We start from the raw sequence: 25,056 nt of genomic DNA, 5'->3' as shown, positions 1-25,056 counted from the left end.
TTTAAAATTTTAATCCGTTGCATTAATAGCAATGAAATCCTATTTTTTATTTATCCTAAAGCTACATTACTTTTTTAGCTGAGCCATAACCACGTTTTTTTAGTTCTAGTTTTGCAATCATACTCTTATGTACTTCATCTGGGCCATCAGCTAAACGGAGGCTACGTGCTTGAGCAAAGAAACCAGTCAATGGCGTATCTCGTGATACACCAGCACCACCATGTATTTGAATAGCCATATCTACGACTTTTTCCAATACATTCGGTGCTACCACTTTAATAGCTGAAATTTCAGTCAAAGCTGCCATGTTTCCTAAAGTATCCATTTTATAGGCTGCATACAAGGTTAAAAGTCGTGCTTGATCAATCGCAACCCTTGCTTCTGCTACCCGTTCTAAATTACCACCGAGTTTAATAATTTCTTGACCAAAAGCAGAACGGCTCATCCCACGATCAATCATTAATTCTAATGATTTTTCCGCAGCGCCAATACAGCGCATACAATGATGAATACGTCCTGGTCCTAAGCGACCTTGGGCAATTTCAAAACCTTGACCTGCACCACCAATAAAATTTTCAACTGGAACATGAACATTTTCAAAGCTAATTTCACCATGACCATGTGGTGCATCATAATCACCAAATACAGGTAGCATACGTTCAATCTTTACACCAACGGTTTCTATAGGTACTAAGACCATAGAATGTTGATGAAGACGATCTTTTGTTTCATCTGGTGTGTGTGCCATAAAAATAATAACTTTTGCATTCGGATCACCTAAGCCAGATGACCACCATTTACGCCCATTTAAAACAATTTCATCACCAACGATGACCGCGGTTGCTTGCATATTCGTAGCATCACTAGAAGCGACTTCAGGCTCAGTCATACAAAATACTGAACGAATTTTTCCATCTAAGAGTGGTTTTAACCATAGTTGTTTTTGTATTTCACTACCATAGCGCCACAACACTTCCATATTGCCACTATCAGGTGCGTTACAATTAAATATGGTGGGTGCAATTAAGCTACGTCCCGTAAGTTCAGCAATATGAGCATATTCTTGTACAGATAATCCTTGCCCTAAAATAGGATCAGGCAAGAACATATTCCAAAGCCCTGCTCGTTTGGCTTTATTTTTTAAATCTTCTAATTGAGCGGGCCATTGCCATTTAGTCCAATCTCCACCTTCATTTAGTGTATGCACTTCATTCCAAAAAGCTGTTTCAATCGGTTCTATTTCATTCTTAATAAAATCTTTAGTCCGTACAACAAAATCTTGAGCTTGTGCTGAGAGTTCAAACATCATTTTATCCTTAAATGTATTGTACTTAACGATGTACGAAAAGATCTTTACAACACGTTAACTCAAAAACTATTATGAACATAATGATTTAACTCAATACTCAATTATGAATTTTACACATAATAATGCCATTATTGATATGGGGTTTTTTCACCATATCGATATTAATTTATACCCCCTATTTATTGCGATTTATGAACAAAGAAGTATTTCTAAAGCTGCTCAAATTTTATGTATTACGCAATCTGCGGCTAGTCATGCACTTCAACGCTTAAGACAACAATTAAAAGATGATTTATTTATCCGTGTTGGTCATAGGATGTCACCAACACCATTCTCAGAGCAAATTTATCCTCCTATTAAAAATGCACTATATAGTATTCAAAGTATTACCTTACAAAAACAAAAATTTGATCCGAGTATGATCAAAAGCTTAAAAATTGCAGTACATGATGAGATTGAACCCATTATTTTTCCAAAATTAATTCAGCATTTTCAAAAGCTAGATTTAGATATTGAATTTTTAAGTAGTAAACTAGAACGTAAAAATGTCGTGACTGAACTTGCGACTCAGCAAATTGATTTTGTTATTGATCTTGAGCAAAATTATGGTGATAAAATTCAATTTAAAAGTTTAGTCCAAGATAAATTTGTCATCTGTACCCAACAAAAAAAAATTAGATCTTGAGCGATATGTTTCTTCTCCACATATCGGTGTCTCATCACGAAGAACTGGCGTTTTATTGGAAGATATTTATTTGAATCGTAAAGACTTTTCTCGGAAGGTTTTTTTACGTTGTCAGCATTACTCTACTGCACTACAAGTTTTAGAGAGAAATTCTCAAACTATGCTGACTATTCCTAAGCAGATTTTGTCACAATTATCTTTATCATCTGACATTCAAGTTTTTGATTTACCAATTGAATTGCCAAATTTAAATATGGGTATTTATTGGCATGTAAATTTAAAAGAAAATTTAAGACATATTTTTTTGCGTGACGAAATTTCCAAAATTTTTGCTTAGGCTATTTAGAAGTAATTTTGTCTATTTATTCTTTATTTTAATTTCAGCACTTAATCTGTTGCTTAAATGAGCAAAGCGTTTATTTAATAGAACCTGCAGCACTAGTTGTCTATTTATTCGGCTCTTCTTTTTAACTATTTGAATTAGACTATGCTTCTTATCTCTCTTTTATTGCTGCATTTAGTTTGAATTTTTCAAACTACTTTCAACAAAGTTTTTTTTATGTTGGCAAATCTCTCCCCTGTTTGGCTTATGGTTTTAGGCTTCATTTGTTGTTTAGTTTTTTTATTTATTTTTCGTAAAACTTATACCTTTTTGAGTGCTTTTTTTAAGCCGTTTAAAAAAGGGAAAAGTTATTATTGTCGCGTTACAGCTATCAGCGATGGTGATACCCTCACCTGCCATCGTTTAAACTTCCGACGCTCAGAAACCAAGTTGCGTTTTGCTTACATTGATGCGCCAGAATCGAGTCAAGCTTATGGTAAAGAATCAGCGCGTCTGATTAAAAGCATGGTGCACCAAAAATGGGTCCGCGTAAAAATTACCGATGTTGACCGTTATGGCCGTTGTGTGGGAGTGATTTACCGTTACCGTAAAAGCATGAATGAAGAGATGGTCAAACGTGGTGCAGCTTGGGTCTATGAAGCATACATCAAAGATAAAAAATATCTGCAGTATATGATGTCACTTCAAGACAAAGCCAAAAAGCAGAAAAAAGGCTTATGGAAAAATAGCCGTCCGATGCATCCTAGTATTTATCGTAAACAAAATAAATAAATTGCTATACCAACCAGTATCAATAATGCTTTTTAGTTTTTATAAGTCCTAAGTCAAACGTGCTAATTCATTTTGAATAAGCTCTCTTAATTGAACCATACAGAGCCGAATTTCTGTATGGTTCAATGATGAAAATCCCAGTACAAAACCATACTCAATATCAAACTCATAAAACTGACTCAGTGCTGTTAATGCAATGCCTTTTAATTCAGCACCTTTTACTAATGCTCCCTCTAAAGTCACAGGAATTTCAGTTTTAAAATAACACGCTATTTGCATACTTGGATGATGGTCTTTGATGAAACAAAAATCAGCCAGATACAGATCATAATAATGAATAAAATATTGATATCGTTGCAAATAAAGTTGCTGCATTTGTCTTAAGTATTCAAAATAATGACCCTTTTGCATAAAGTTTGCGAGTAACATTTGGAAATATTTAGATGGCGCACTACCATCAATATAATTTCGATAGCGTTTAAATGGCTCAACTAAAGCTTTAGGTACAATTAAATAAGACAGTCTTAAACTGGGTAAAATATATTTACTAAATAAACCAAGATAAATGGTGCGCTGGTAAGGATCCAATCCTAAAATTGCGGTATTTTTTGACTTATTTAACAGCAAGGCATCATAGTCATCTTCAATGATATAACTATTATTTTTTTCTGCATATTCAATAATTTGTTTCTTGCGTTGCTCTCCCATTTGAATACCACTGGGATATTGATTTGCAGGTGTGACATAGACCGCTTTAGGATTGCTGATCTGTGCACACTCTTGAATTTTTAAACCTTCACTATCTAAATTGATACAATGTAAATCTAATCCCATTGATTTAAATAGAATGTATGCACCCGAATAATATGGATTTTCTAATATTATTTTATCTTGGGGACTAAATAAAACGCGTCCACATAAATATAAAGCTTGTTGCGTACTATTAACAATGAGCACTTGATCGGCAGAAATCGTTGTATTGCGATGCAGATTAATTAACTGCGTGATCTGTTCCCGTAATAACGTATCACCTGCTTCATTGTCTTTCAAAAAAATCTTTAGACCTTCTTGATTCAATACATTCTTTTCATTTTCATACCACTTTCTAAAGGGGAAATTTCGAATTTCAGGCATACCATCTGCAAAAAAATTTAAATTTTGATCAAAAAATAATTGTTCTAAATTCTCTATATTTTCTGGCAATTGGTAGTCTATCTCGCGTTCTATAGTATGCGAAACAGTAAGCCTCGAATTCGTAAAAGTTTGTTGAGCACGAATAAATGTACCCTTACCTTTAATTCTTAAAAAGAATCCTTCTTGCTCAAGTTGCGCATAGACCTTTTCTAACGTATCACGCGACACACCTAAAGTTTCAGATAAGAATCGGGTAGATGGACATTTAAAATCTTGTTGTAATTTTAGTTGTGGCAGTGTGGCTTTAATCGCTAAATAAATTTTAGTTCTAAGTTTTTTTTCCTGAATCTGAGCCAGTTGTAAATTTAATAACTGGATAAACTCATTTTGTTTCATTATTAATCCAAGTATTTTCAATATATAAGTCTAAAATGTCATGCCTTACTGTAATAAGGCATTTCATGATTTGATTATATAACATTAAAATTAAGATCTTAATGACCATTATGTGTCGTTGTTGCAACGGCGGCTCTTTTTTGTGATGGCATATATTCAGGTTCACTGGTCACTGCCAAATAAAAAAATCCTAAAAACATACAACCTAACAAAATACTAATGCCGACGATTAAATAAGGAAATGACTTTTGCTGTTCAATCATGAGTACACCTCTTGTTCAGACTTAAATGCGTGTTTAAAAATAGTTTCAGTAAATTCACCAAATACCGACAACTTTTCCAAGAGATGCTCGCTATACATCAGGTCATCAATGAGACGTTCTGCATCTGATAGTTTTAGATTAAACTGCTGACTAATTAACGGCGCATTAGCATGGCTAATGCTTCGACATAATTCAGCAATCTCTACTGATTTTTTTTTCCAAAATAATTTTTTGAAATCAATTTGACTGACATCAATAGAACCTTGCATAACTTCAATATCATCAATATTAATTTTTACCGTTTTTACAATCTGTTTTTTAATATCATCATCTAAACTACTTTGCCCAATGAAAAAAATATGCTGACAATTGGGATCAAGTAGTGCTTTTGCTAAGGCATAAAATTGGAACTCTGTCGGATTAAAAGCAGCACTGACCAAATCTAAATCAAGATCCATTTCAAGCAAAATTTGACGCTTATTTAAATCAAGTGCATCTAAACGGAAATATTCAGAATAAACTCGCTCTACAATATTTTGCCGCGGTGCAATATAGACTGTTTTTTGATTGAGTATTGAATTGATAAAAGGTGAAAATAAATAGCTTAGGCTATTTTCTAAAGTAGAGGTTTGAACAATATACTGATGCTGTGTTGTTTGCGTTAATCTCAGTGCAAGACTAAAATTTAGACTTTGATCAAAATCTTTGACTGATTTCAACCCCAATCTTTGTAAAATTTTGGCTCTATCAATTAATGTAGATTCAAATAAATCTATTAAAAATTCAAAGCTAATACTATGCGACATGATTGCCTCGTTGGATTGAAGCCAAATAAGTTTATTTTTTTAATATAAATGTTCTTATTTGAAAAGTGGTCTGCTTTATAAAAACAAAGTGGTCTGTTTTATTCAGACCACTTTGTATCAGTCAATTTCATGTTTCAAAAATTTAGTAGGCTAATTGAATTAGCATCCTAAACATGCCTGCAATTAGTAGCAATGCTAAAAATCCACAGAGCCATAGAACAATAAACCATTGTGTTTCAGATAGTTTATGAGGAATTTTCATATTAATCATCCTAATGATAGCCTTCATCCCCAATTCGTACCTTATCTCGAAAAACCCAATACGATAATCCTGTATAAATTAAAATAATCGGGATTAAAATCAATGCTCCAATCAATGCAAATAACTGACTACTAGCAGGCGCTGCTGCTTGCCAAATAGTCACAGAAGGTGGAATTACATATGGCCATAAACTAATAATAAAGCCGGTATAAGCTAAGAACACCAACGCCAAGGTGTAAAGAAATGGACTAAGTTCTTTTTGTTGTTTACATGCACGTAAAGCCAGTACCGTAAAAATAATTACTAAAATAGGTACTGGACTAAAATACATTAACTGCGGTTGGCTAAACCAACGTACAGCAATTTCAGGATGCGCTAACGGCGTATAAATACTGACACAGCCAAAGATAATAAATACAGCAATAATTAACTTCGGCATTAGTTGATACATCTTTTGTTGTAAGTCATGATCTGTTTTAAAAATCAACCAACCACAACCCAAAGCTGCATACAATACAACAACACCAATCCCCGTAAATATAGAAAATGGCGTTAACCAATCCAGACCACCACCAGTATAAATCCCATTCGTTGTTTTTATTCCTTGAATATAAGCACCCAAAATCATGCCTTGGAAAAAACTAGCAAGGACTGATCCTCCAATAAAAGCTTTATCCCAAAGATGCTTGGTTCGATTTGCTTTAAAGCGAAATTCAAACGCAACTCCACGAAAAATAAGTGCAATGACCATTAAAATAATCGGTAGATATAATGCAGACAATACCGTTGAATAAACCAAAGGAAATGCTGCAAATAAGCCAGCACCTCCCAAAACCATCCAAGTCTCATTACCATCCCAAACAGGTGCAACAGTATTCATCATTACATCACGTTCTTGCTGCCCTTTAATGAATGGAAATAAAATACCAATGCCTAAGTCAAAACCATCTAGTACGACATAAATGAGTACCCCAATGCCAATAATCACAATCCAGATCAGTGATAAATCAATCATGTTCTTTCTCCTGATTTTGGTCATCAATAGATTCGTCAATACTACTTAGCGGACGTTTAGACGCTTGAATAACAGCTTCTTCACTATGCGGTGGCATTGAGTAAATAAACTCAGGGCCTTTATGCATTAATTTCAGCATGTAATAAATACCAATACCAAAAACAATGCAGTACACCACCACAAAAAGAATTAAAGTAAATCCTACTTGTTCTGCAGAGACAGGTGATAAAGCATCTTTAGTACGCATCACCCCATAAACGACCCAAGGCTGACGTCCTACCTCAGTAGTAAACCAGCCGGCTAATAAAGCAATAAAACCAGATGGCCCCATGACCAATGCGAAACGGTGTAACCATTTATTCTCATAAAGTTTGCCACCTTTACGCAGAAATAGTGCCATAGCTGCTAGTAAAATCATAAGCATACCAAGGCCAACCATGATGCGAAAGCTCCAAAATACCACCAATGAATTTGGACGATCTTCTGGGGCAAAGTCTTTTAACCCCTTTACCTCTCCATGCAGCGTATGCGTCATAATCAGGCTGCCCAAATTAGGAATACCAATCGCATATTTAGTTTCTTCAGCATCCATATCTGGAATACCAAATAAATAAAGTGGCATACCTTCGTTATGATTGGTTTCCCAATGGCCTTCTATCGCAGCAAGTTTTGCAGGTTGATGCTTCAGTGTGTTTAAACCGTGGTTATCTCCAATAACCACTTGCAATGGAGCTAGGATTAAAATCATCCACATTGCCATAGAAAATGATTTTTTAACTAATTCATCACGGCGGCCTTTTAATAAATGCCAAGCAGCTGTACTAGCAACCAATAAAGCAGATACTAGAAATGCAGCGGCTGCCATATGTGCTAAACGATATGGAAACGATGGGTTAAATACAATCGCAAACCAATCTTCTGGAATAATAATGCCATTTTCAATGCTAAAGCCTTGTGGGGTTTGCATCCAACTATTGGATGACAAAATCCAGAACATTGAAATACAAGTCCCTAGAGCAACCATAGCAGTTGCAAAGAAATGTGCTCTTGGTCCAACACGCCCCCAACCAAACAGCATAATTCCCAAAAAGCCTGCTTCTAAAAAGAAAGCACTCAAGACTTCATAAGCCAATAATGGGCCAGTGATACTCCCCGCAATACGGGAAAATTCGCTCCAATTCGTTCCGAATTGATAACTCATTACAACACCAGATACCACTCCCATACCAAAAGCTACGGCGAAAATTTTGACCCAAAATTTAAATAAATCTTTATAAATAGGATCTTTCGTTTTCAACCAACGCCATTCTAAAACAGCAAGGAAGCTTGCTAAGCCAATAGAAATTGCAGGAAAAATAATATGAAATGAAACAGTAAATGCAAACTGAATTCTTGCTAACTCCAGTGCTGTTAAACCTAAGGTCATAGCACCACCTTCTTCATTCGCTGTGCCGGTTTAAATGCATCATTACACATTGATAATTTTTGGTTTGCTTGAAAAAGCAATTGCTGAAATAACGTTAAAGAATATTGCTTAATCAATACTATTTTATGGAAAAATATGAAAATTTTTTTAGCAAAATCTCTTTCCATCTTTTCTAAGGAAATTTGAATAATCACGATTAATCTCTACATAAATCATTGTTTACGGTCTAAATTTAATGACCAATGAATATTTTTATGTAAAGAAAACAGGTGGAGCTCGACCTTGAGGGATCAAAAAGAGACGTTGAAGATTAAAATAGACGTGCTTAAAATTTTGAACAAATGCCACCAAACGGATTTGTATACGAAGTAAAATTTCTTTGACACCAAGTTCTGGCGGTAAGACCAGATGGCCATATACAACACAATATTGGCATTGATGATTCATTTCATGATGATGTGAATCATCACTTTTCACAACTACATCATCATGTATGTGATCTAAATTAAGATAATGATGAGTAAAACTAGATATATGCTTGTTTGATTGTAGTTCAGATGTGGAAGGATGTAATAACGCATGGGTAATATGTTCACAGACCGGAGCAATTTGATACTGATCCGGTAGGAGCGGTTGCAAAAATACCGCAAGCTGTAAAAGTACTGTTGCTAATGCAAGCAGTAAACCACTGCGTCTTAACAAAACCAAAGTCTCAAACCAAAGATATTTTAAACCCAAATAATGCATTTTATGCAAGCTAAAGCGATAATCCGAGTAAGCTTGTCAACATTATTGATGTAACTATAGTTTATAAAAATATAATTTTAAAGTGGTCTGAATAAAAACTTTATATTGGTCTTTTTTATGCCAATGGCTTAAATATAAAACAAACGTAAGTTAAAGTGGTATCAAACATACATTCATTTAAATGAGAACTGCTTAAAGTTCACGTAAACAAAAGTCAAAGTCATCAGTTTTATAAACCCCCTATTAATTAGTAAAAATAAATAATTAATTTAAGAATCATAAAATTATTGGGTATTTCCTCGGGGAAATACGAGACTCAACCATAATATTGTGAAGAATAGCTTCAATGATTAAAATATATCGAATCAATATAAAAAAGCAGATATTTCTATCTACTTTTTTATATCTCACTTCAATAAAGTAAAGTAATTATTTAAACACTTTAAAACGAACAGCATTATCAATAAATGACTTTTCACCAGCAGGTTTTTCAATTGAACCAAGAACCAATTGCGCACGTAATTTCCAATTTGAGGGAATCTCCCATTTTGCATGTACCTGATCATCAATAATTGGATTATAATGTTGTAAAGATGCACCTACACCATGTTCTGCTAAGGCCGTCCAAGTTGCTAATTGTGCCATAGCCGTTGAATGTTCAGACCAAACAGGAAAGTTATCTGCATAAGCTGGAAATTGCTCCTGCATCATTTCAACCACATCCATATCTTCAAAAAATAATACTGTTCCTACACCAGCTGCAAAGCTTGCAATTTTTGCCTGAGTTCGTGCTTCTGCTTCTTCATCACGAAGAAATTCTTTTAGCTTCTCAAAGACCATGTTCCAGAAATTCTCATGTTCCTGACCAAATAACAAAACAGCACGTGATGATTGTGAGTTAAATGATGAAGGCGAATGAATAATGGCATTTTCAATAATTTCGGTTAGCTCTTCAGTACTTTGTTTGACATTTTTACCAATCGAATAAATAGTACGACGGTTTTCTAGCAGGCTTTGGAAGTTATTTGACATTGTTAAATCCTATTTTGATTATTGAATGAGTATAGGCTGCGATTAAAACTTAAAAAATATTTTTATGATTGTTTTTCGTTGCTTTTTATAAATAAAATAAAAAGGACAGCAGATGTGTCCTTTTTATTGATGTTTCAATACTATAGAAAATCAAAATTTTGCATTTAATACACTGCTAGAGACATCATTTTTCCACAGCTCACGTAATACTGGTAAATAAAATTTTTCACCCAAATCCACTAATTCTGCATCAATCAAACCATGAATTTCATGCATAAATAAATAGTCTAACTCCACGGTCTTTAATAGTTTGTGTTGCTTAGCAAATTCTTTACGTTTTACTTGCGCTTTTTTCACCATTTGATCGGCAAAATCTTTATTTTTAAATTGGCGAATAGCCTGCAAGCGGAGTTCAATAATTCCCCAACCACTGAGTAATTTTTTAAATATCTCAAAATCTTTACTGGTCGATTCCCAAGTCATATTATCCAGATTTTCATCATCTGGAAGTACAGGGAGAAGTAACTCCATAACACTTGGAAAAATCTTTTTGAAACTCAAAACAAATTTAACTGGATGTTCACCCGGATAATCTTTAAATTGAACATGGCTCTGAACATCAGTTAAATAAATATCAAACATTAAAAAGATCCAATGAGAACAGAAAAAGAAAGGCATTTTAACAATTATGACAGTTTATGCAATGCTAAAGACAGGCTTTGCTTTAAGGCAATAGTTATAAATAATTGTGTGTGATTACTTTTCATAAATTAAAGGTAATTACTTAGACCAGCACTGAACTCAATGATAAATTTCCTGACATGTTACTGCAAAAAATTTCAACTTTGAGCTGATACTAGACGGCTATTCAAAGCATTTAAAATAACTGAAGTTTATTTATTAATAACTCAGTGAAGTGAATTAAAAATCCCCCATAAAAATTTATGAGGGATTTTTTAGACAGATATGAATTATTGTAAAGTAATCATTACTGTCTTAATTCGATTATCATCTAACTCTGTTACTTCAAAGTGTGCACCTTGATAATTTAAAGTTGAGCCAACCTCTACTACACCATTACATTTATCTAGAATTAATCCAGCAACACTAATGTAATCTGTGTCTTCCTCAACTAAGTCTAATCCTGATTCAAGTTCAAGTTGATACAAATCTAGCATCCCTGATGCTTTCCATGTATGGTCACCCACTTTCACTAAGTCAAGCTGTTCATCTGCATCAGGGAATTCTCCCGCAATCGCTTCGAATACATCAAGCGGAGAAATTAAACCTTGCACATTTCCAAACTCATCATTGACTAAAACTAATGAACCTTTAGATGTTCGTAAGGTATTAATAGCATCAATCACTTTCATTTTTTCAAAAATGTAAATAGGACGATGACGTTTGATTAAAGCTTTCAGCTGCACTTCATCATCGAGTACATCTAAAATTTCTTTAGCACGAACCACACTCAAGACTTTATCCAAACTGCCACGGCATACTGGAAATAAGCTGTGCGGCACAGACAATACCTGTTCACGAATTCTTTCAGGCGTTTCATTAATGTCTATCCAAGAAATTTGATTTCGTGGAGTCATAATAGATGCTACTGATCTTTCAGCTAGGGTTAATACCCCACCAATCATATAGCGTTCTTCATCAGCAAATGCTTCTTGAGCTTGAGAGTGCTGGGCATCATCGGTAACCGTTTCCATTTTTCCACCCATCAATCTTAAGATGGAATCTGCGGTACGATGGCGCAATGGAATTTTTGATTCATGCTTTGTAGTATTACGCTGAGTAAACTGATTAAAAGCTTCTATCACAATCGCAACGCCAATACCTGAATAGATATAGCCTTTTGGAATATGGAAACCAAAACCTTCAGCAATCAAACTAATACCAATTAAAAGTAAAAAGCTTAGACACAAAATAATGACAGTAGGATGACGATTTACAAAATTAGTTAATGGCTTGGAAGCAAGTAACATCACAGCCATCGCTACAATCATTGCAGCCATCATCACATAGATATTGTCGACCATACCAATGGCAGTAATAACCGAATCTAAAGAAAATACAGCATCCAACACTACAATTTGTGCTACAACTGCAGTAAAACTTGCATACACAACATTTGTTGTAACTTTAACCTCAGACTTACCTTCCATTCTTTCATGTAATTCGCTTACTGCTTTATAAAGCAGAAATAAACCACCAAATAAGAGAATCAGATCTCGACCTGAGAACGTCCAATCAAAGACAGTAATGAGCGGTTTAGTCAAAGTGACTAACCAAGAGATAGCGAACAACAAACCTAAGCGCATCACTAACGCAAGGGAAAGACCAATTACACGGGCTTTGTCACGTTGTTGAGGTGGAAGCTTGTCAGCTAAGATGGCAATAAAAACGAGGTTATCAATACCTAAAACAATTTCTAAAACAATAAGGGTTAGTAAACCTATCCAAATTCCTGGATCTAACAAAAATTCCATTAGCCCATATTCCTCAAAAAGCTAGCAGCAATTTTGCTTTGTGTTAAACCTATACCCGGCGAAGGATCCATATAAATTAACCTTTTTTAATATACCTAAACTGATTATGCATAATCTTGAAGTTTAAGGTTTAAATTTTTTATAATTTTTTGAAAAAAACTTTAATAAATTTAACTTAATTAGAGTAATCACTAAAATTTTAAACTTCAAAATAGGTAATATATTTTCAATAACAATAAATTAAATTTTAATATCAATAAATTAAGATAAATAAAAAACACAAAGAGATAGGTTGTCTTTTTTTATCCAAGCTTGAGATGTTCCACCAATAAATTAAATTATAATCTATTTTAGACTTTTCCTTGATTTCTCAACTGTGATACTTTTGAAAATAACGTCTAATTTATCTAGACAAACCTTAGAATTGTTTTTGATCAATAACAATATGCATCCAATTGCATAAGAATAGACCTCTTAATTTTCAAAATGCTGTTCAGATAAAAATATGATTTAAAATGGCTGGATTGATAAATTTTATGGCTCAATATAAAAAGTTATATTTTAGCATTACAATACAATAAAGATAATCATTATCATTTAAGGTCGTTACATATGTATATCACAAACAAAACTGACTTCCCGATTATTACACTCAGCTACAAATTTGAAGATAAACAATCTTTGGATGATTTATTTGGAAAGTTTGAGGCCTTATTTGCTAAAAATCAAAAATTCATATTTATAAGTTCAGGTACATTTGATGAAGCAGAACAAGATGGTGACCATGAATCACGTAAACGTGCTGCTGCTTGGGTAAAGGCCAATAGAGTCACCTTATCTGAACGTGTTCTAGGTCTAGTACATATTGAAAAAGTCCCCGAACAGAAAGCTAAAGCGGAACAATTTTCTAAAATGTATTCACAATTCTCAGGTTATCTAATGTATGTGGTTGCTAGCAAACAAGAATCAGATATGCTTATCGATAAATTGCTTAATACGTAAATTATGATTGTTGAAAATATAAAAGATGTAAATTTTCCCGATCGGTTAAAAGATTCAGTTGCTGTACTAAAAATTGATTCCGGGATACCCGATTGGGAAATAGGACTTCACCAACATGAATATGGTCAGCTTATGGCAACCATTTCTGGTTTGATTACAGTGTCTACTGAAAAAGGAATTTGGGTTGTCCCACCCAAAACTGCAATTTGGATTCCTGCGAATACCCCCCACTCCCCAACTGGTGTAGGAATTTCAACTTGCCATGTTGTTTTTATTTTACAGAATATATTTTATAGCAATGATTGCCAAATCATCCAAGTCAGTGACTTTTTAAGTGCATTATTAAAACGTGCCGAATTAATACATCCCAATTACGCCATTAACAGTACAGATGCCCACTTAATGCAAGTCTTGGTCGATGAAATCATCAATGCACCACAACAATGGTTATATCTCCCCTTACCTAAAGATAAACGATTAAAAATCATCAGTAATGCATTGCTTCATCAACCTTATTTAAAAACCAGCTTAGCAGAATGGGCTTCTATTTGTTGTATTAGTGAGCGAAGCTTAACACGTGTATTTAAAGAAGAAACTAAGCTTTCATTAAATAATTGGCGTAGACGTTTACATATTATTCTTGCTTTGCAACTACTCAATGATGGTCATAGCATTTCTTATATTGCAAATGAATTAGGCTACGTATCAGATAGTTCGTTCATTACCATGTTCAAAAAGACAATGAAATATTCACCAAAAAAATTCTATATAGAATGTATGAATGAAGAAAATAAAGGTTAACTATGATTCAGCAAAATTTTGATATAATGCCTTACTGATAGCAAAATAGTTGTATAACTTACCTTCTCTTCTGATGGAATTCGTATAGTGTCCGACAACTCAGTAGAATTTCCGAAATATACTCAAATAGCTCAATAAATTAAAGAGCTTGTATTTGAGAATCTGGATTCTATTTGGCAAATATGATTAATGGATACTTGATGAAAAATAACACACTGCTAATCTAACATAGTTTATCAGTAGTAAAGATATATTAAACAATAATTTGAATGTGCTTTATCACTTAAACTTACTGAAATAACAATTGGTAAAATTATATAAATAATCCTAAGGTAAATAAACTCTACTTAACTTTTTATGTGATTTTAAACTACAACCCTGATATAAATCTTGTTATTTTGTATTTTTTTGGGTAAGGGTTAAGATACATGCTTAAAGTTCTTTCAGAAGATGCTTATCAAGCTGAATTAGCTTTAGATCGAATTGGGGCTACAAAAAAGCTAGTATTTTTAAGACAAGGGTAATTGAATGAATAATATTAACTTTAAAAACTTTACAGAGGCGGGACAAACTGTTTTAAAGTTTTTATATCAACGATTTGGTTATAATTTGTGGATGATTACTCGTACTGAGGGTGATGATTGGATTGTACTTCAAGCCGAAGACAATAGATATAATGTTAAATCAGGTCAGGTATTTCGTTGGTCTGATTCTTTCTGCTCTCACATGGTACAAGGCAAAGCCCCTAAAATTGCCCCGCGGTCACAAGATATTCCACTTTATGCAAATGCGCCTATAGGTAAACAAGTGGATATTAAGGCATATATCGGCCAGCCACTTATAAAAGAAGATGGTTCTCTTTTTGGTACGCTCTGCGCTATTGATCCACAACCCCAATCAGAATCTATCATGAAAGAAGCAGGTCTAATTGATTTGTTAGGACAAATGCTCAGTTATATTTTACAAGGTGAATTACGAGAAGTTGAACAAATACGCCAACGTGAACGTTTTAAAGAAGAAGCTCTAAGTGATTCATTGACTGGACTATTCAACCGTAGGGCATGGAATAACTTAATTGGTTTAGAAGAAGAACGTTGTAAACGTTATGGACACCCTACTGCTATTTTAATGATTGATCTAAATAACTTAAAGACTGTAAATGATAGCTTGGGGCATGATGCGGGGGATGACCTAATTCAGAAAGCAGCTAGAGCATTAAAAAACTGTGTACGTAGTAATGATATTGTTGCTCGTTTGGGTGGTGATGAATTTGCTATTTTGAGCATTGAGAATAATCTCATGAATGCTGAGCTTTTAGTAAATAGAGTTCTTCAAGCTTTTGCTGAAGTTAACGTCAGCGCAGCAATAGGACTCGCTATGCGTAATCCTACATATGGACTATTTCAAGCAATCAAAGAAGCTGATGAAAAAATGTATAAACATAAAAAATTTCTCAAATCTGCATCATATTAAAAATACAATAGTAAGAGCTAACTATTCTGTGAGCTCGGCGCAATCCTTTAGACCAAGGTGGAGAGACTATAATTTTTTTAGATCAAGTACAATAAATCCTATTGGATTGGAGACTGACTCGAAGTAGCTTAGAATTAAATTTAATAATAATGTGCATACAAATAGAAGCACAATATATTTTTAGAGAATTTTTGAATAGAAGCAAAGTATTCAATACATATCTTGAGAAGTCATACAACTAAAAAATGACCAAAGTGTGTATGTCTGGCTATCCGATCACTTGGAATGATGCGAACCTTGTTATTAACCATCCATTTGATATAAATCAATAAAAAATAAAAGCCACTTATTAAAAGTGGCTTTTAAATTGGCTGAACTACCGAATTCATTTAATGCAAAACTATTTAATAATTCGTGTTTCTATAAATAGTCATTCTCCTTAAGATAAATCATCAGCAAAAATTTGCCAAGGTACATTGTGCTTACTTAAAGCTTAGATGAAAAATATTGCTAATGATTAAATTTATGTTTTAGCTTTATTGAGCATTTGGATGAACCATTTTTTCGGGTTGCACCACTTCATCAAATTGCTCAGATGTGACCAATTCCAATTCAACGGCGACTTCTTTCAGAGTTTTACCTTGCTTATAAGCAGTTTTTGCAACTTTCGCTGCATTTTCATAACCAATCACAGGGTTTAATGCAGTGACCAACATCAACGAGTTATGTAGAAAATAATCAATTTTTTCACGATTTGGTTCAATTCCAACGGCGCAATGCTCATTAAAACTATTACAAGCATCACCCAAGAGTTGAATTGATTGAACCAAGTTATAAGCAATGACAGGCATAAATACGTTTAATTCAAAATTACCTGAAGCACCTGCGATATTAATAGTCGTGTCATTCCCCATCACTTGAGCAACCACCATAGTCATCGCTTCACATTGAGTTGGATTAACCTTGCCTGGCATGATACTTGAACCTGGTTCATTCTCAGGAATATATAATTCACCTAAACCACAACGCGGGCCACTTGCCAACCATCGAATATCATTAGCAATTTTATTTAGACTAGCGGCTAAGGTTTTTAGCGAGCCTGAAGCAAATACAGCAGCATCACGCCCTGCCAATGCTTCAAATTTATTTGGTGCTGTAATAAAAGATAAACCAGTAAGTCTTGCTAATTCTGCAGCCGCTTTTTCTGCATAATCGGGATGCGCATTTAAACCAGTACCAACTGCTGTACCACCGAGAGGTAATTCATATAACCACACTAAAGCTTGTTGTAGGCGTTTAATACCATGATCTAATTGAGAAACATAGCCACTAAATTCTTGTCCGAGTGTTAATGGCGTTGCATCTTGTAAATGCGTCCGTCCAATTTTAACAATATCTTTAAAATCTATAGCTTTTTGATTCAAGGTATCACGCAATTGTTGAACTGCAGGAATCAATAGCTCATTTATCTGTAGACTTGCAGCCACATGAATTGCCGTTGGGAATGAATCATTTGTTGATTGCGCACGGTTAACATGATCATTTGGATGCACTGGTTTCTGGGAACCTAAAGCATTACCTAATTTTTGATTGGCGATATTGGCAATCACTTCATTACAGTTCATATTACTTTGCGTACCAGAACCTGTTTGCCAAACCACCAATGGAAACTGGGAATCCCACTTGCCAGCAATAACTTCATCTGCTGCATTAACGATGTATTGAGATAGTTCATTGGGGATTTGCTGTAATTCTGCATTGGTGATAGCAGCTGCCTTTTTGACCAAGCCCATAGCGCGAATCATTGGTCTAGGCATGTGTTCCGTACCAATTTTAAAATTTTCCACGCTACGCTGGGTTTGAGCTCCCCACATTGCTTCACTTGGAACTTCCACATCACCCATGGTGTCATGTTCAGTACGTGTTTGCATATCAACCTCTGGTTACTAAATTAAGATAATTGCAATTTTTGCGAATGTTCTTGCAATCGCGAGTTAATTAGATGGTAATCAAGCCAATACTTTATTGCAAATAATTATCATTATCAATTTATTTGAAGTTTAATGTATTCTGATAAAAACGCCACTCATCTTCAATCATTTGTTTTAATGATCGTTTCGCATGCCAATTTAATATTTCCGCAGCTTTTTGACTATTTGAAGCCGTTTGCGCCAACTCTTCAAAAGGATATGCTGCTTCTACTGTTTTAATATTGGCATTTGTGACATTTGCGACAATTCCAAGTAAATTCTGGATGGAAGATATTTCCCCAGCAATATCAAAAACCTCACAACAATGATGCTGTTGTTGCAACCAATACAAACTAGCTTTAATCGCCTCACAAACATCAAGTACATGCACAAAGCTTCGCTCTGTTGTTTGATCTAAGGTATCGGCATGATTCTGTAACTCAATGGCATCACGTTGCATTGCTGCAACTTGCACCGCCAGAGGTACAATATTCTTCGGTAAAGGTGGAACCAATTCTCCTAATACACCATGCTCAAATGCACCTACTACATTCGAAACACGAAGAATAGCGATTCGCCATTCATTATCTGTGCGGAAGGTATCACCAATAATTGTTTCAATCATTTGTTGAGATTTGATATAAGGATTTGGATAGGTATAATTCAATGGCGTATTTTCATTCAACTCTAAACTAGACACCCCATAAACAGCTAAACTAGATAAATGAATCAAGTTACGAATTCCTGTACGTTGCATTGCACGTAACAAACTCATGATACAACTTACATTATCATTATAATATTCAAGTGGTTTAAGTCTTGATTCTTCAATCGATTTAAAACCTGCTGCATTTATCACTGCATCAATAGGATATTGCTCAAAAACTTTATTCAGAGCTGGCGTATTACGCACATCTATTTTAACAAAAGGCACATACATACCCGTGATAAATTCGAGTCGTTCTAATGCTTGTAAGTTCGCATTGGCTAAGTTATCCACAATGACGACTTCTTGCCCCTGAGCCAACAAGCTTAAAACCACATGCGAGCCAATAAAGCCTAGACCACCAGTCACTAAAATCATTGTTTAGATACTCCATATCATAATCAAAGCCTTACAGACTATTGGTGTTGTTTTGGTGCTTTTGATATCTTATCCGCAAATATTAAAAGCGAAAAATAACTCAAATTCTCTTGAATCCTCTAACCCTCAAGAGCTTTCTGTCCTTATTATTTTACAGGTTCACCATATTGGATGTGTTGTAATTATTTGCATATGTTGTAATGATGGCTATTAAACGTATATTGTTTATGACATGAATAATAACTCATTTTTATTCAGGCCATACTTCATTGCATTGACATGCAATCTGATGAAGTTGATAAATATGAGAAATTAAAATTGAACGACTGGCTTTACTTCTATATCTCTAACTTGTTGAAACTCAGATGAAAATACACAAATCAATTAGTGGCTTACTTGCTCTATTTACGTTTTTAGCATTTTGCTATTTTTTTTCAGGTAGTGGCGGTGAATTTAGTTTTTTTAACCTCAATCCAATTGAGGCTCTAAATAACTTAGTGTTTACTTTTTCTTTTGGGTTTGGAGTACCAGTGTGGTTATCATATATATTATCTACTCTGCTTCTTGTTGGTATTCCTATTTTAATCTATCGGATAGCATGTCATTTTCTTAAGTATTTAAGTAAGCCATAGCACTCAGTTCATTAACCAAAAGATGAAATGAAATAGATCATCGTTATTCCCGATGAATACCGTAAAGACTGGTTAAGCACGACTCATGAAAAGGCACATCATTTCTTCTTTGAGATGAGTAACGAGTTTGTCACTGCACCGAAAACCCTTTTATCGGATAAACCTCAACAAGCCAAGCTTTTTTGAGTGACCTTTGATTATCCACAAGTTATAAATTTGAATTTGTTTTGACAGCTCTCTAGACTTATTGATTATGTAACGTAATCAGCTGAGCGCAAATGAGCGAGTTTAAAAACGGTGGAGTTCGAGCTGGTGCAGGTCGTAAAAGTCTCTATGATGAAGAAACTAAAGTAGTGCGTATTCCTGCATCTCGTGTCATTGAAATTAAAAACTACCTCAAGAAATCTAAGCCTCAATTTAATGATGTTGCATCCATTAAAATGATGAATGCTACTACGCAAATGCACATCCCATTGGCCAGTGAAAAAGTCTCAGCTGGCTTTCCCTCTCCTGCGCAAGATTATATTGATAAAACTTTAGATATGAATGAGCACTTGATTAAAAATGAGAGTGCGACATTCGTAGTCAAGGTCGCGTCTTTATCGATGCTGGGTGCTGGCATTGAGGTGGATGATGAGTTGATTGTAGATCGCAGCATTGAAGCTAAACACGAAGATATTGTGGTTGCTTTAGTCGATGATGAATTTACCGTGAAGCGTCTAATGCTGAATGACGATCACAGCAGCTGGTTAAAGGCTGAAAATCCAGATTATGACGATATTCATTTTAGTGGTGATCAAGAATTAGTGATTTGGGGGGTGGTGACTTTTATTCTCAAAAATGCCAGAAAAAGAAAATGAAACATGAGGATAAGGTCTTTGCCCTGATTGATGTAAACAACTGTTATGTCTCCTGCGAGCGGGTCTTTAATCCTAGTCTAAATCGAAAGCCTGTGATTGTTTTAAGCAATAATGATGGCTGTGCTGTTGCACGTTCGCAAGAAGCTAAAGACCTTGGTATTAAGATGGCTGTTCCACTCTTTCAGATCCAAGAATTGGTGCACAAGCACAATATTATCGTGTTATCCAGTAACTATGCACTTTATGCTGAAATGTCGCGTCGTTTTATGCAGATCCTCAGCACCTTCGTTTCAGAACATGAGCAAGAGGTTTATTCCATTGATGAGTGTTTTTTAGATTTAAGTCGTTATCCGCAGAATTATGATTTAAGTAATTATGCGCAACAGATGCGTAAACGAATTTTTAAATGGATTGGATTGCCGTGTTGTGTCGGAATTGGTCGATCTAAAACTGAAGCCAAGATGGCCAATCATATCGCCAAGAAAAATCCGCATTTTAATGGTGTCTGTAATTTAGTTGAAATGGACCCACTAGTTACAGAATCTATTTTCCAATCAATCGACGTTGCTGAGGTTTGGGGTGTTGGTCGTAAACATAGTAAGAAGTTGCAAAGCATGGGCATCAATACGGTCTTTGATCTGGCCATATCTCAACCACAAGTGTTGGGAAAGCAATTCTCAGTCGTAATGCAAAGGACTGTATTAGAACTACAAGGCATCTCCTGTATTGAAATTGAACATACACCACCAAGTAAACAGCAAATTGTGGCCAGTCGTTCTTTTGGTCAGCGTATTACCGAATTGAATGAATTAAAAGAAGCACTCTCTATGTATGTGCAAGACGCCACTCAACGACTTCGTGATGAAAAACTACTGTGTGGTTGCATTGTGGTCTTTGTACAATCCAATCCATTTGATGCAAATATCCCCTTCTACAATAAGTCTTGTTCTTATGCCTTACCTCAACCCACAGACAATGCTGTAGAGCTGGTTAAACTCTCGATAGGCTTACTGGATCAGATTTTTAAAGAAGGCATTCAATATAAGAAATGTGGCGTGATCCTAACAGGACTTGAACCGAAGTCGACACATACTTATGACTTACTTACAGATATGTCGATAATCAAAGAATCAGATGATTTAATGGATGCTTTAGAAGCGGTACAGCAGAAATTTGGTAAGAAAAAAATAGCTGTTGGGCCTTGTTTTATACCAGGGCGAAGTTGGTCAATGTGTCGAGATAAATTAAGCAAAAATTATTTTAAGTGGGATGAGTTGTTGGTGATCATGAAGTGATAAAAAATAAATTATTAATCCTGACTAATAAAAAAAATGAACAAGCTTTTAAAGATATTATCCTGAAACCTGAAACCTGAAAAATCAATCAATAAGTCATTACTTTACTCAGAGTGAAGTAATGACTTTAACTAAGATATTGATGCTAATAGAAATAAATCAAGTACTTCGCATAAGCTGTATTATGTTAATTTTAGGGAATCTAAAAATTAGCTATAAGGTTCGGAGTTCAAAAACTTACGATAAATATTTTTTCATTTCATTCATTGCCAAAATAGCTGCAAAGAATACAGTGAAAATATAATACATAAGACATGCATAGATCATAGAGAAATAGATGAAGGCATGATAAAACCACCCATATCTTGATGGTGGACCAGGATCAATAAACAAAATACTCAATAGTAAACAGAGATAAGTAAAAAGAATAATTATGAAAAGCTGAAAGAAAGAATACTTTGATTTTTTTATAAGAATATAATTCTTGTAGTAAGAAATTAAGCCTCTTACAAGAGAGGGAGAAAAACCTTTAATCTTATAAAACAGATATATATAAATATTTATCAATATTATTAGAAAATTTAAGGTTTCAAAAAGGATTCTATGTTTGACACCCAAGCTATCTGATTGTCCAACTATCGTAATACCGTAATATTCATTGATTGGCAAAGAAATTGAAATTAAAAGAACTATAAAGCCAAAGCCGAATAAAATATATTTATTACCAAAAGGAGAAATCTCTTTCAATACTGCATTGTAATTTTCAATTCTTTTTATATCGAGGCTCATAAGAATCCTGATGGCTACTTAATTATAAAAATATATTAATTATTGATAATTATAATATTTTATCTAGTACCTAGCTGAGTGTCACTAACAATAAAAAATATCGTTTACGAATCTAGTAAGTTAAGAGAAAAATACTCACCTGAACAGCCCTCCATTTAACATAATGGTGCTTATGCGAAAAAGCCCCCTAAAGGGCTTTTTTAAACAATACCTTTTCAACTTTACGACGATTTACTAATCCTTGCATCGTCCGACCTCCTGCCTTTACCCATACATCAAACTGATTGGCAGCAGATTGATAGTCACCAGTATTGAGTTTTTTAAGTAAAGTCGAATCCTTAAATGCACCAGCTCCAATGTTGTAAGTTAGTGACACCAACGCATTAAATTGATGCTGATTTAAAGGTACATTCACAGCATCATTTACAGCTTGTTCAAACTTCTTTAAATCATGCGCCATATAGGCTTTGGCTTGTGTTTCAGTACAAGTATCACCTTTTTTAACGCGTATGCCATTTGGATAAATCGTGGTACCAAAACCAATGGTCCAGACTCCCACACCATCGTCATAGGCAATAAGACGTTTCCCCTCAAAGCCACAGATCATTTCGATACCAGCATTACTCACTGACATTTCATCTATGGCAATGCCTAGCATTTCTGAAATTACAGTATCTGAAGCTGTGGCGATTGCGCTATTAGCTGCATCCACCTGTTTTTGAGTGAGCCTTCCACCGCTGATCTTTCTTAAGAAATCAAATATAGTCTTCATCACCCACCCCACTTATTAGCATTTTTCTTTAAATACTCTTCAATGAATGTACTGCCTAATATACCCAATGCACAGGCAATCGCCACAAGTGCAATAGGGCTTAAATCAGGAAATTGGATCAGTACTATACCTGCAATGGTTGATGTTGCTGAACCTAGAATGGTTCGACCTACAATCATTCGCCAGGACAAAGGTTCATTTGAAACCAACAGACGACTCATACCAATAAGCGCCCCAATAAAAATTAATGTAAGTATCGTTTTTTCATGCTCTTGCATGTGATTCCCCTTATTTTTGGCAATAAAAAAACACCTTTCGGTGCCTGATTTTGTTGTTAAGACTTAAACTTCGATTTGCACGACTGCACCTGTTGGTGCTGAACGCTTGATTTCATTCTCTGAAACAACTACTCGATCTCCAACTGAATACTTGCTGTTGCTGCTGCATAAGACCAATCCGCTACCATCAACCACTAGAACCTTGTAATTAGGATGATCTTCACTGGTAATGGTTCCAATAAATTCAGGGGCTTTAGGCATGAGATCCAATAGGCGTTTTAATGCATTACTCATCTCGATTCACCCGTTCAACCTTAATCGTTTGAGTCACCACTGCATGGGTAAAGGAGACATTGACACTGTCGACTATTCCCCACCATTCAGCATTGAATGCAATTAATTCACCAGGTGCACACTCGCCAGTTTGCTCACTGATAGGCATGACCAAACTATGGGTTTCCAACATACCAGCTTTGGCCAATGCAGTTTTCCCGAATGCCCCCATACTTTCAACCGTAAATAGCGGATTATTAGCCGTTTCAAGTAAAGTATCTGCTGCAGTGCCTGTTCGCTTAATTTGCCCTGTTAATCCATTGCGGTCATTGCTTAAAGCCATGCCGTTGTAATCGGGATAAAGCTCATAGTCCGTAGATAGATCTGTGACGATGCTTTCAGGAATTAAACGGTCATAATCTGTAATTGCCAAAGAATCCCAAAAGGTCTTTTTATATTTCGGCTTGATGCTGAGGCGATTCCCTGATTTTTCACTGTAAATAAAACCGCCAGCACTCTCTACAATCAATTTGATTGCGGCGATCGGGGTTAGATTTGAATAACTCAAACTATTGCTTGGAATAATCCAACCCAACTCATCAATCAATTGCCAATTCAAACTGGCCAAGCTGTTAACTCGATCCAGTTCTGCTTGCACCAACTGTACCGATGTTCTTTCATTCTCCTGCAGATAAGTTCGTGTTGATGAATATGGCGTATCAAGCAATGCTGATTGACTACGGCCTGTCACGGTATAAGTGGTTTGTGCAAACTTTCGGGATCTACTCCGATTTTCAAGCAACATATGATGCTCATGACCATTCACCAATATTTTAAGAATCACCGGTTGTGAATTAATGGGTTCAAGCTTACTGATTTCAGCTGCAGGTACTGTCAGTGAATAAGACCAACACCATCGACTTCGGTCAGTACTGTAATTACCATCCAGCACTTGAATGCTGGTTCCAGTATCTAAGCGACTTACAGATATTTCATTCACGATATACCACCAGTTCCTATTCAGTAGTGCTGGAATACAGTCATCTACTCCAAAGTTTAAAATTACGTTGTGTGCATCAATATCATGGTATAGGCAATTAAAATTCAGATCTGTCGAACCAATATATTCAGGAATTTCAGGCT

23 protein-coding genes and 2 pseudogenes are annotated in these 25,056 nt (G+C 35.0%); 7 read left to right on the top strand and 18 right to left on the bottom strand.

Going from position 1 to position 25,056, the window contains the following annotated elements:
* Window positions 1-61 precede the first annotated feature (61 nt).
* Window positions 62-1,306, bottom strand: a complete 1,245-nt coding sequence (locus tag B9T27_RS13020; protein ID WP_086207245.1) for an acyl-CoA dehydrogenase family protein — start codon at window positions 1,304-1,306, stop codon at window positions 62-64.
* Window positions 1,307-1,412: 106 nt separating this feature from the next.
* Between B9T27_RS13020 and B9T27_RS13015 the strand changes: the two are divergent.
* Together B9T27_RS13015 and B9T27_RS13010 are read left to right on the top strand one after the other, a co-directional pair.
* A pseudogene (locus B9T27_RS13015) lies at window positions 1,413-2,331 on the top strand (LysR family transcriptional regulator).
* A gap of 222 nt (window positions 2,332-2,553) precedes the next feature.
* Window positions 2,554-3,108 carry a thermonuclease family protein gene (locus B9T27_RS13010; protein WP_086207244.1) on the top strand — a complete coding sequence of 185 codons (555 nt, stop codon included), beginning with the start codon at window positions 2,554-2,556 and terminating at the stop codon, window positions 3,106-3,108.
* A 48-nt stretch (window positions 3,109-3,156) separates the two neighbouring features.
* On the opposite strand, the gene B9T27_RS13005 is transcribed toward B9T27_RS13010, so the two are convergent.
* The 10 genes from B9T27_RS13005 to B9T27_RS12960 form a co-directional block, all read right to left on the bottom strand.
* A complete protein-coding gene (locus B9T27_RS13005; protein WP_086207243.1) occupies window positions 3,157-4,638 on the bottom strand; it encodes a PLP-dependent aminotransferase family protein in 1,482 nt (493 codons plus the stop codon).
* Window positions 4,639-4,736: 98 nt separating this feature from the next.
* Window positions 4,737-4,901, bottom strand: coding sequence for a hypothetical protein (locus tag B9T27_RS14935; RefSeq protein WP_171263404.1), 165 nt, complete (start codon window positions 4,899-4,901; stop codon window positions 4,737-4,739).
* The gene (locus B9T27_RS13000) at window positions 4,898-5,707 is read right to left on the bottom strand and encodes a hypothetical protein (RefSeq protein ID WP_086207242.1); all 810 of its coding nucleotides are present in this window, start codon (window positions 5,705-5,707) and stop codon (window positions 4,898-4,900) included. Before B9T27_RS13000 ends, B9T27_RS14935 begins: the two co-directional genes overlap by 4 nt.
* A gap of 142 nt (window positions 5,708-5,849) precedes the next feature.
* Window positions 5,850-5,969: a DUF2474 domain-containing protein gene (locus B9T27_RS12995; RefSeq protein WP_086207350.1), complete on the bottom strand. Its 120-nt coding sequence runs from the start codon at window positions 5,967-5,969 to the stop codon at window positions 5,850-5,852.
* Between the two features lie 10 nt (window positions 5,970-5,979).
* Window positions 5,980-6,984: a cytochrome d ubiquinol oxidase subunit II gene (gene cydB / locus B9T27_RS12990; RefSeq protein WP_086207241.1), complete on the bottom strand. Its 1,005-nt coding sequence runs from the start codon at window positions 6,982-6,984 to the stop codon at window positions 5,980-5,982.
* Window positions 6,977-8,410 carry a cytochrome ubiquinol oxidase subunit I gene (locus B9T27_RS12985; RefSeq protein WP_086207240.1) on the bottom strand — a complete coding sequence of 478 codons (1,434 nt, stop codon included), beginning with the start codon at window positions 8,408-8,410 and terminating at the stop codon, window positions 6,977-6,979. Before B9T27_RS12985 ends, cydB begins: the two co-directional genes overlap by 8 nt.
* A 252-nt stretch (window positions 8,411-8,662) precedes the next feature.
* The gene (locus tag B9T27_RS12975) at window positions 8,663-9,112 is read right to left on the bottom strand and encodes a DUF2946 family protein (RefSeq protein ID WP_086207349.1); all 450 of its coding nucleotides are present in this window, start codon (window positions 9,110-9,112) and stop codon (window positions 8,663-8,665) included.
* A gap of 474 nt (window positions 9,113-9,586) precedes the next feature.
* Window positions 9,587-10,189 carry a nitroreductase family protein gene (locus tag B9T27_RS12970; RefSeq protein ID WP_086207238.1) on the bottom strand — a complete coding sequence of 201 codons (603 nt, stop codon included), beginning with the start codon at window positions 10,187-10,189 and terminating at the stop codon, window positions 9,587-9,589.
* A gap of 150 nt (window positions 10,190-10,339) precedes the next feature.
* Window positions 10,340-10,831 (bottom strand): hypothetical protein, encoded by a 492-nt coding sequence (locus B9T27_RS12965; protein WP_086207237.1) that lies wholly within the window; start codon window positions 10,829-10,831, stop codon window positions 10,340-10,342.
* A 329-nt stretch (window positions 10,832-11,160) separates the two neighbouring features.
* Window positions 11,161-12,684 (bottom strand): TerC family protein, encoded by a 1,524-nt coding sequence (locus B9T27_RS12960; RefSeq protein ID WP_086207236.1) that lies wholly within the window; start codon window positions 12,682-12,684, stop codon window positions 11,161-11,163.
* Between the two features lie 612 nt (window positions 12,685-13,296).
* Here B9T27_RS12960 and B9T27_RS12955 point away from each other — a divergent pair.
* From B9T27_RS12955 to B9T27_RS12945, 3 genes are all read left to right on the top strand, one after another.
* Window positions 13,297-13,686 (top strand): hypothetical protein, encoded by a 390-nt coding sequence (locus tag B9T27_RS12955; protein ID WP_086207235.1) that lies wholly within the window; start codon window positions 13,297-13,299, stop codon window positions 13,684-13,686.
* 3 nt (window positions 13,687-13,689) lie between these two features.
* On the top strand, window positions 13,690-14,487 hold the full coding sequence (locus B9T27_RS12950) for an AraC family transcriptional regulator (protein ID WP_086207234.1): 798 nt from the start codon (window positions 13,690-13,692) through the stop codon (window positions 14,485-14,487).
* 528 nt (window positions 14,488-15,015) lie between these two features.
* The gene (locus tag B9T27_RS12945) at window positions 15,016-15,960 is read left to right on the top strand and encodes a sensor domain-containing diguanylate cyclase (RefSeq protein WP_086207233.1); all 945 of its coding nucleotides are present in this window, start codon (window positions 15,016-15,018) and stop codon (window positions 15,958-15,960) included.
* Window positions 15,961-16,496: 536 nt separating this feature from the next.
* Here B9T27_RS12945 and fumC read toward each other — a convergent pair.
* Window positions 16,497-17,891 carry a class II fumarate hydratase gene (gene fumC / locus B9T27_RS12940; protein WP_086207232.1) on the bottom strand — a complete coding sequence of 465 codons (1,395 nt, stop codon included), beginning with the start codon at window positions 17,889-17,891 and terminating at the stop codon, window positions 16,497-16,499.
* Between the two features lie 118 nt (window positions 17,892-18,009).
* A complete protein-coding gene (locus B9T27_RS12935) occupies window positions 18,010-19,014 on the bottom strand; it encodes an SDR family NAD(P)-dependent oxidoreductase (protein WP_086207231.1) in 1,005 nt (334 codons plus the stop codon).
* Window positions 19,015-19,924: 910 nt separating this feature from the next.
* Between B9T27_RS12935 and B9T27_RS12930 the strand changes: the two genes are divergently transcribed.
* Complete coding sequence (locus tag B9T27_RS12930; RefSeq protein ID WP_086207230.1) at window positions 19,925-20,506, top strand: LexA family protein; 582 nt, start codon at window positions 19,925-19,927, stop codon at window positions 20,504-20,506.
* The gene (locus tag B9T27_RS12925; RefSeq protein WP_086207229.1) at window positions 20,503-21,801 is read left to right on the top strand and encodes a Y-family DNA polymerase; all 1,299 of its coding nucleotides are present in this window, start codon (window positions 20,503-20,505) and stop codon (window positions 21,799-21,801) included. Before B9T27_RS12930 ends, B9T27_RS12925 begins: the two co-directional genes overlap by 4 nt.
* Window positions 21,802-22,038: 237 nt before the next feature.
* Here the strand turns inward: B9T27_RS12925 and B9T27_RS12920 are convergent, their stop codons facing one another.
* From B9T27_RS12920 to B9T27_RS12900, 5 genes and pseudogenes are all read right to left on the bottom strand, one after another.
* Entirely contained in the window at window positions 22,039-22,590 is a 552-nt protein-coding gene (locus tag B9T27_RS12920; RefSeq protein ID WP_086207228.1) for a hypothetical protein, read from the bottom strand.
* Window positions 22,591-22,777: 187 nt separating this feature from the next.
* Window positions 22,778-23,362, bottom strand: a complete 585-nt coding sequence (locus tag B9T27_RS12915; RefSeq protein ID WP_086207227.1) for a lysozyme — start codon at window positions 23,360-23,362, stop codon at window positions 22,778-22,780.
* Window positions 23,362-23,640, bottom strand: a complete 279-nt coding sequence (locus B9T27_RS12910; protein WP_086207226.1) for a phage holin family protein — start codon at window positions 23,638-23,640, stop codon at window positions 23,362-23,364. Before B9T27_RS12910 ends, B9T27_RS12915 begins: the two co-directional genes overlap by 1 nt.
* A 63-nt stretch (window positions 23,641-23,703) precedes the next feature.
* The gene (locus B9T27_RS12905; RefSeq protein ID WP_086207225.1) at window positions 23,704-23,934 is read right to left on the bottom strand and encodes a hypothetical protein; all 231 of its coding nucleotides are present in this window, start codon (window positions 23,932-23,934) and stop codon (window positions 23,704-23,706) included.
* Window positions 23,927-25,056 (bottom strand): annotated as a pseudogene (locus B9T27_RS12900) (hypothetical protein); the annotation flags it as partial. The pseudogene B9T27_RS12900 and the gene B9T27_RS12905, both read right to left, overlap by 8 nt.

Source organism: Acinetobacter sp. ANC 4648 (assembly GCF_002135345.1).
GTDB lineage: Bacteria > Pseudomonadota > Gammaproteobacteria > Pseudomonadales > Moraxellaceae > Acinetobacter.
Note: the sequence above shows the minus strand (reverse complement) of the source record. Positions and strands in the feature narration are given on the sequence as shown.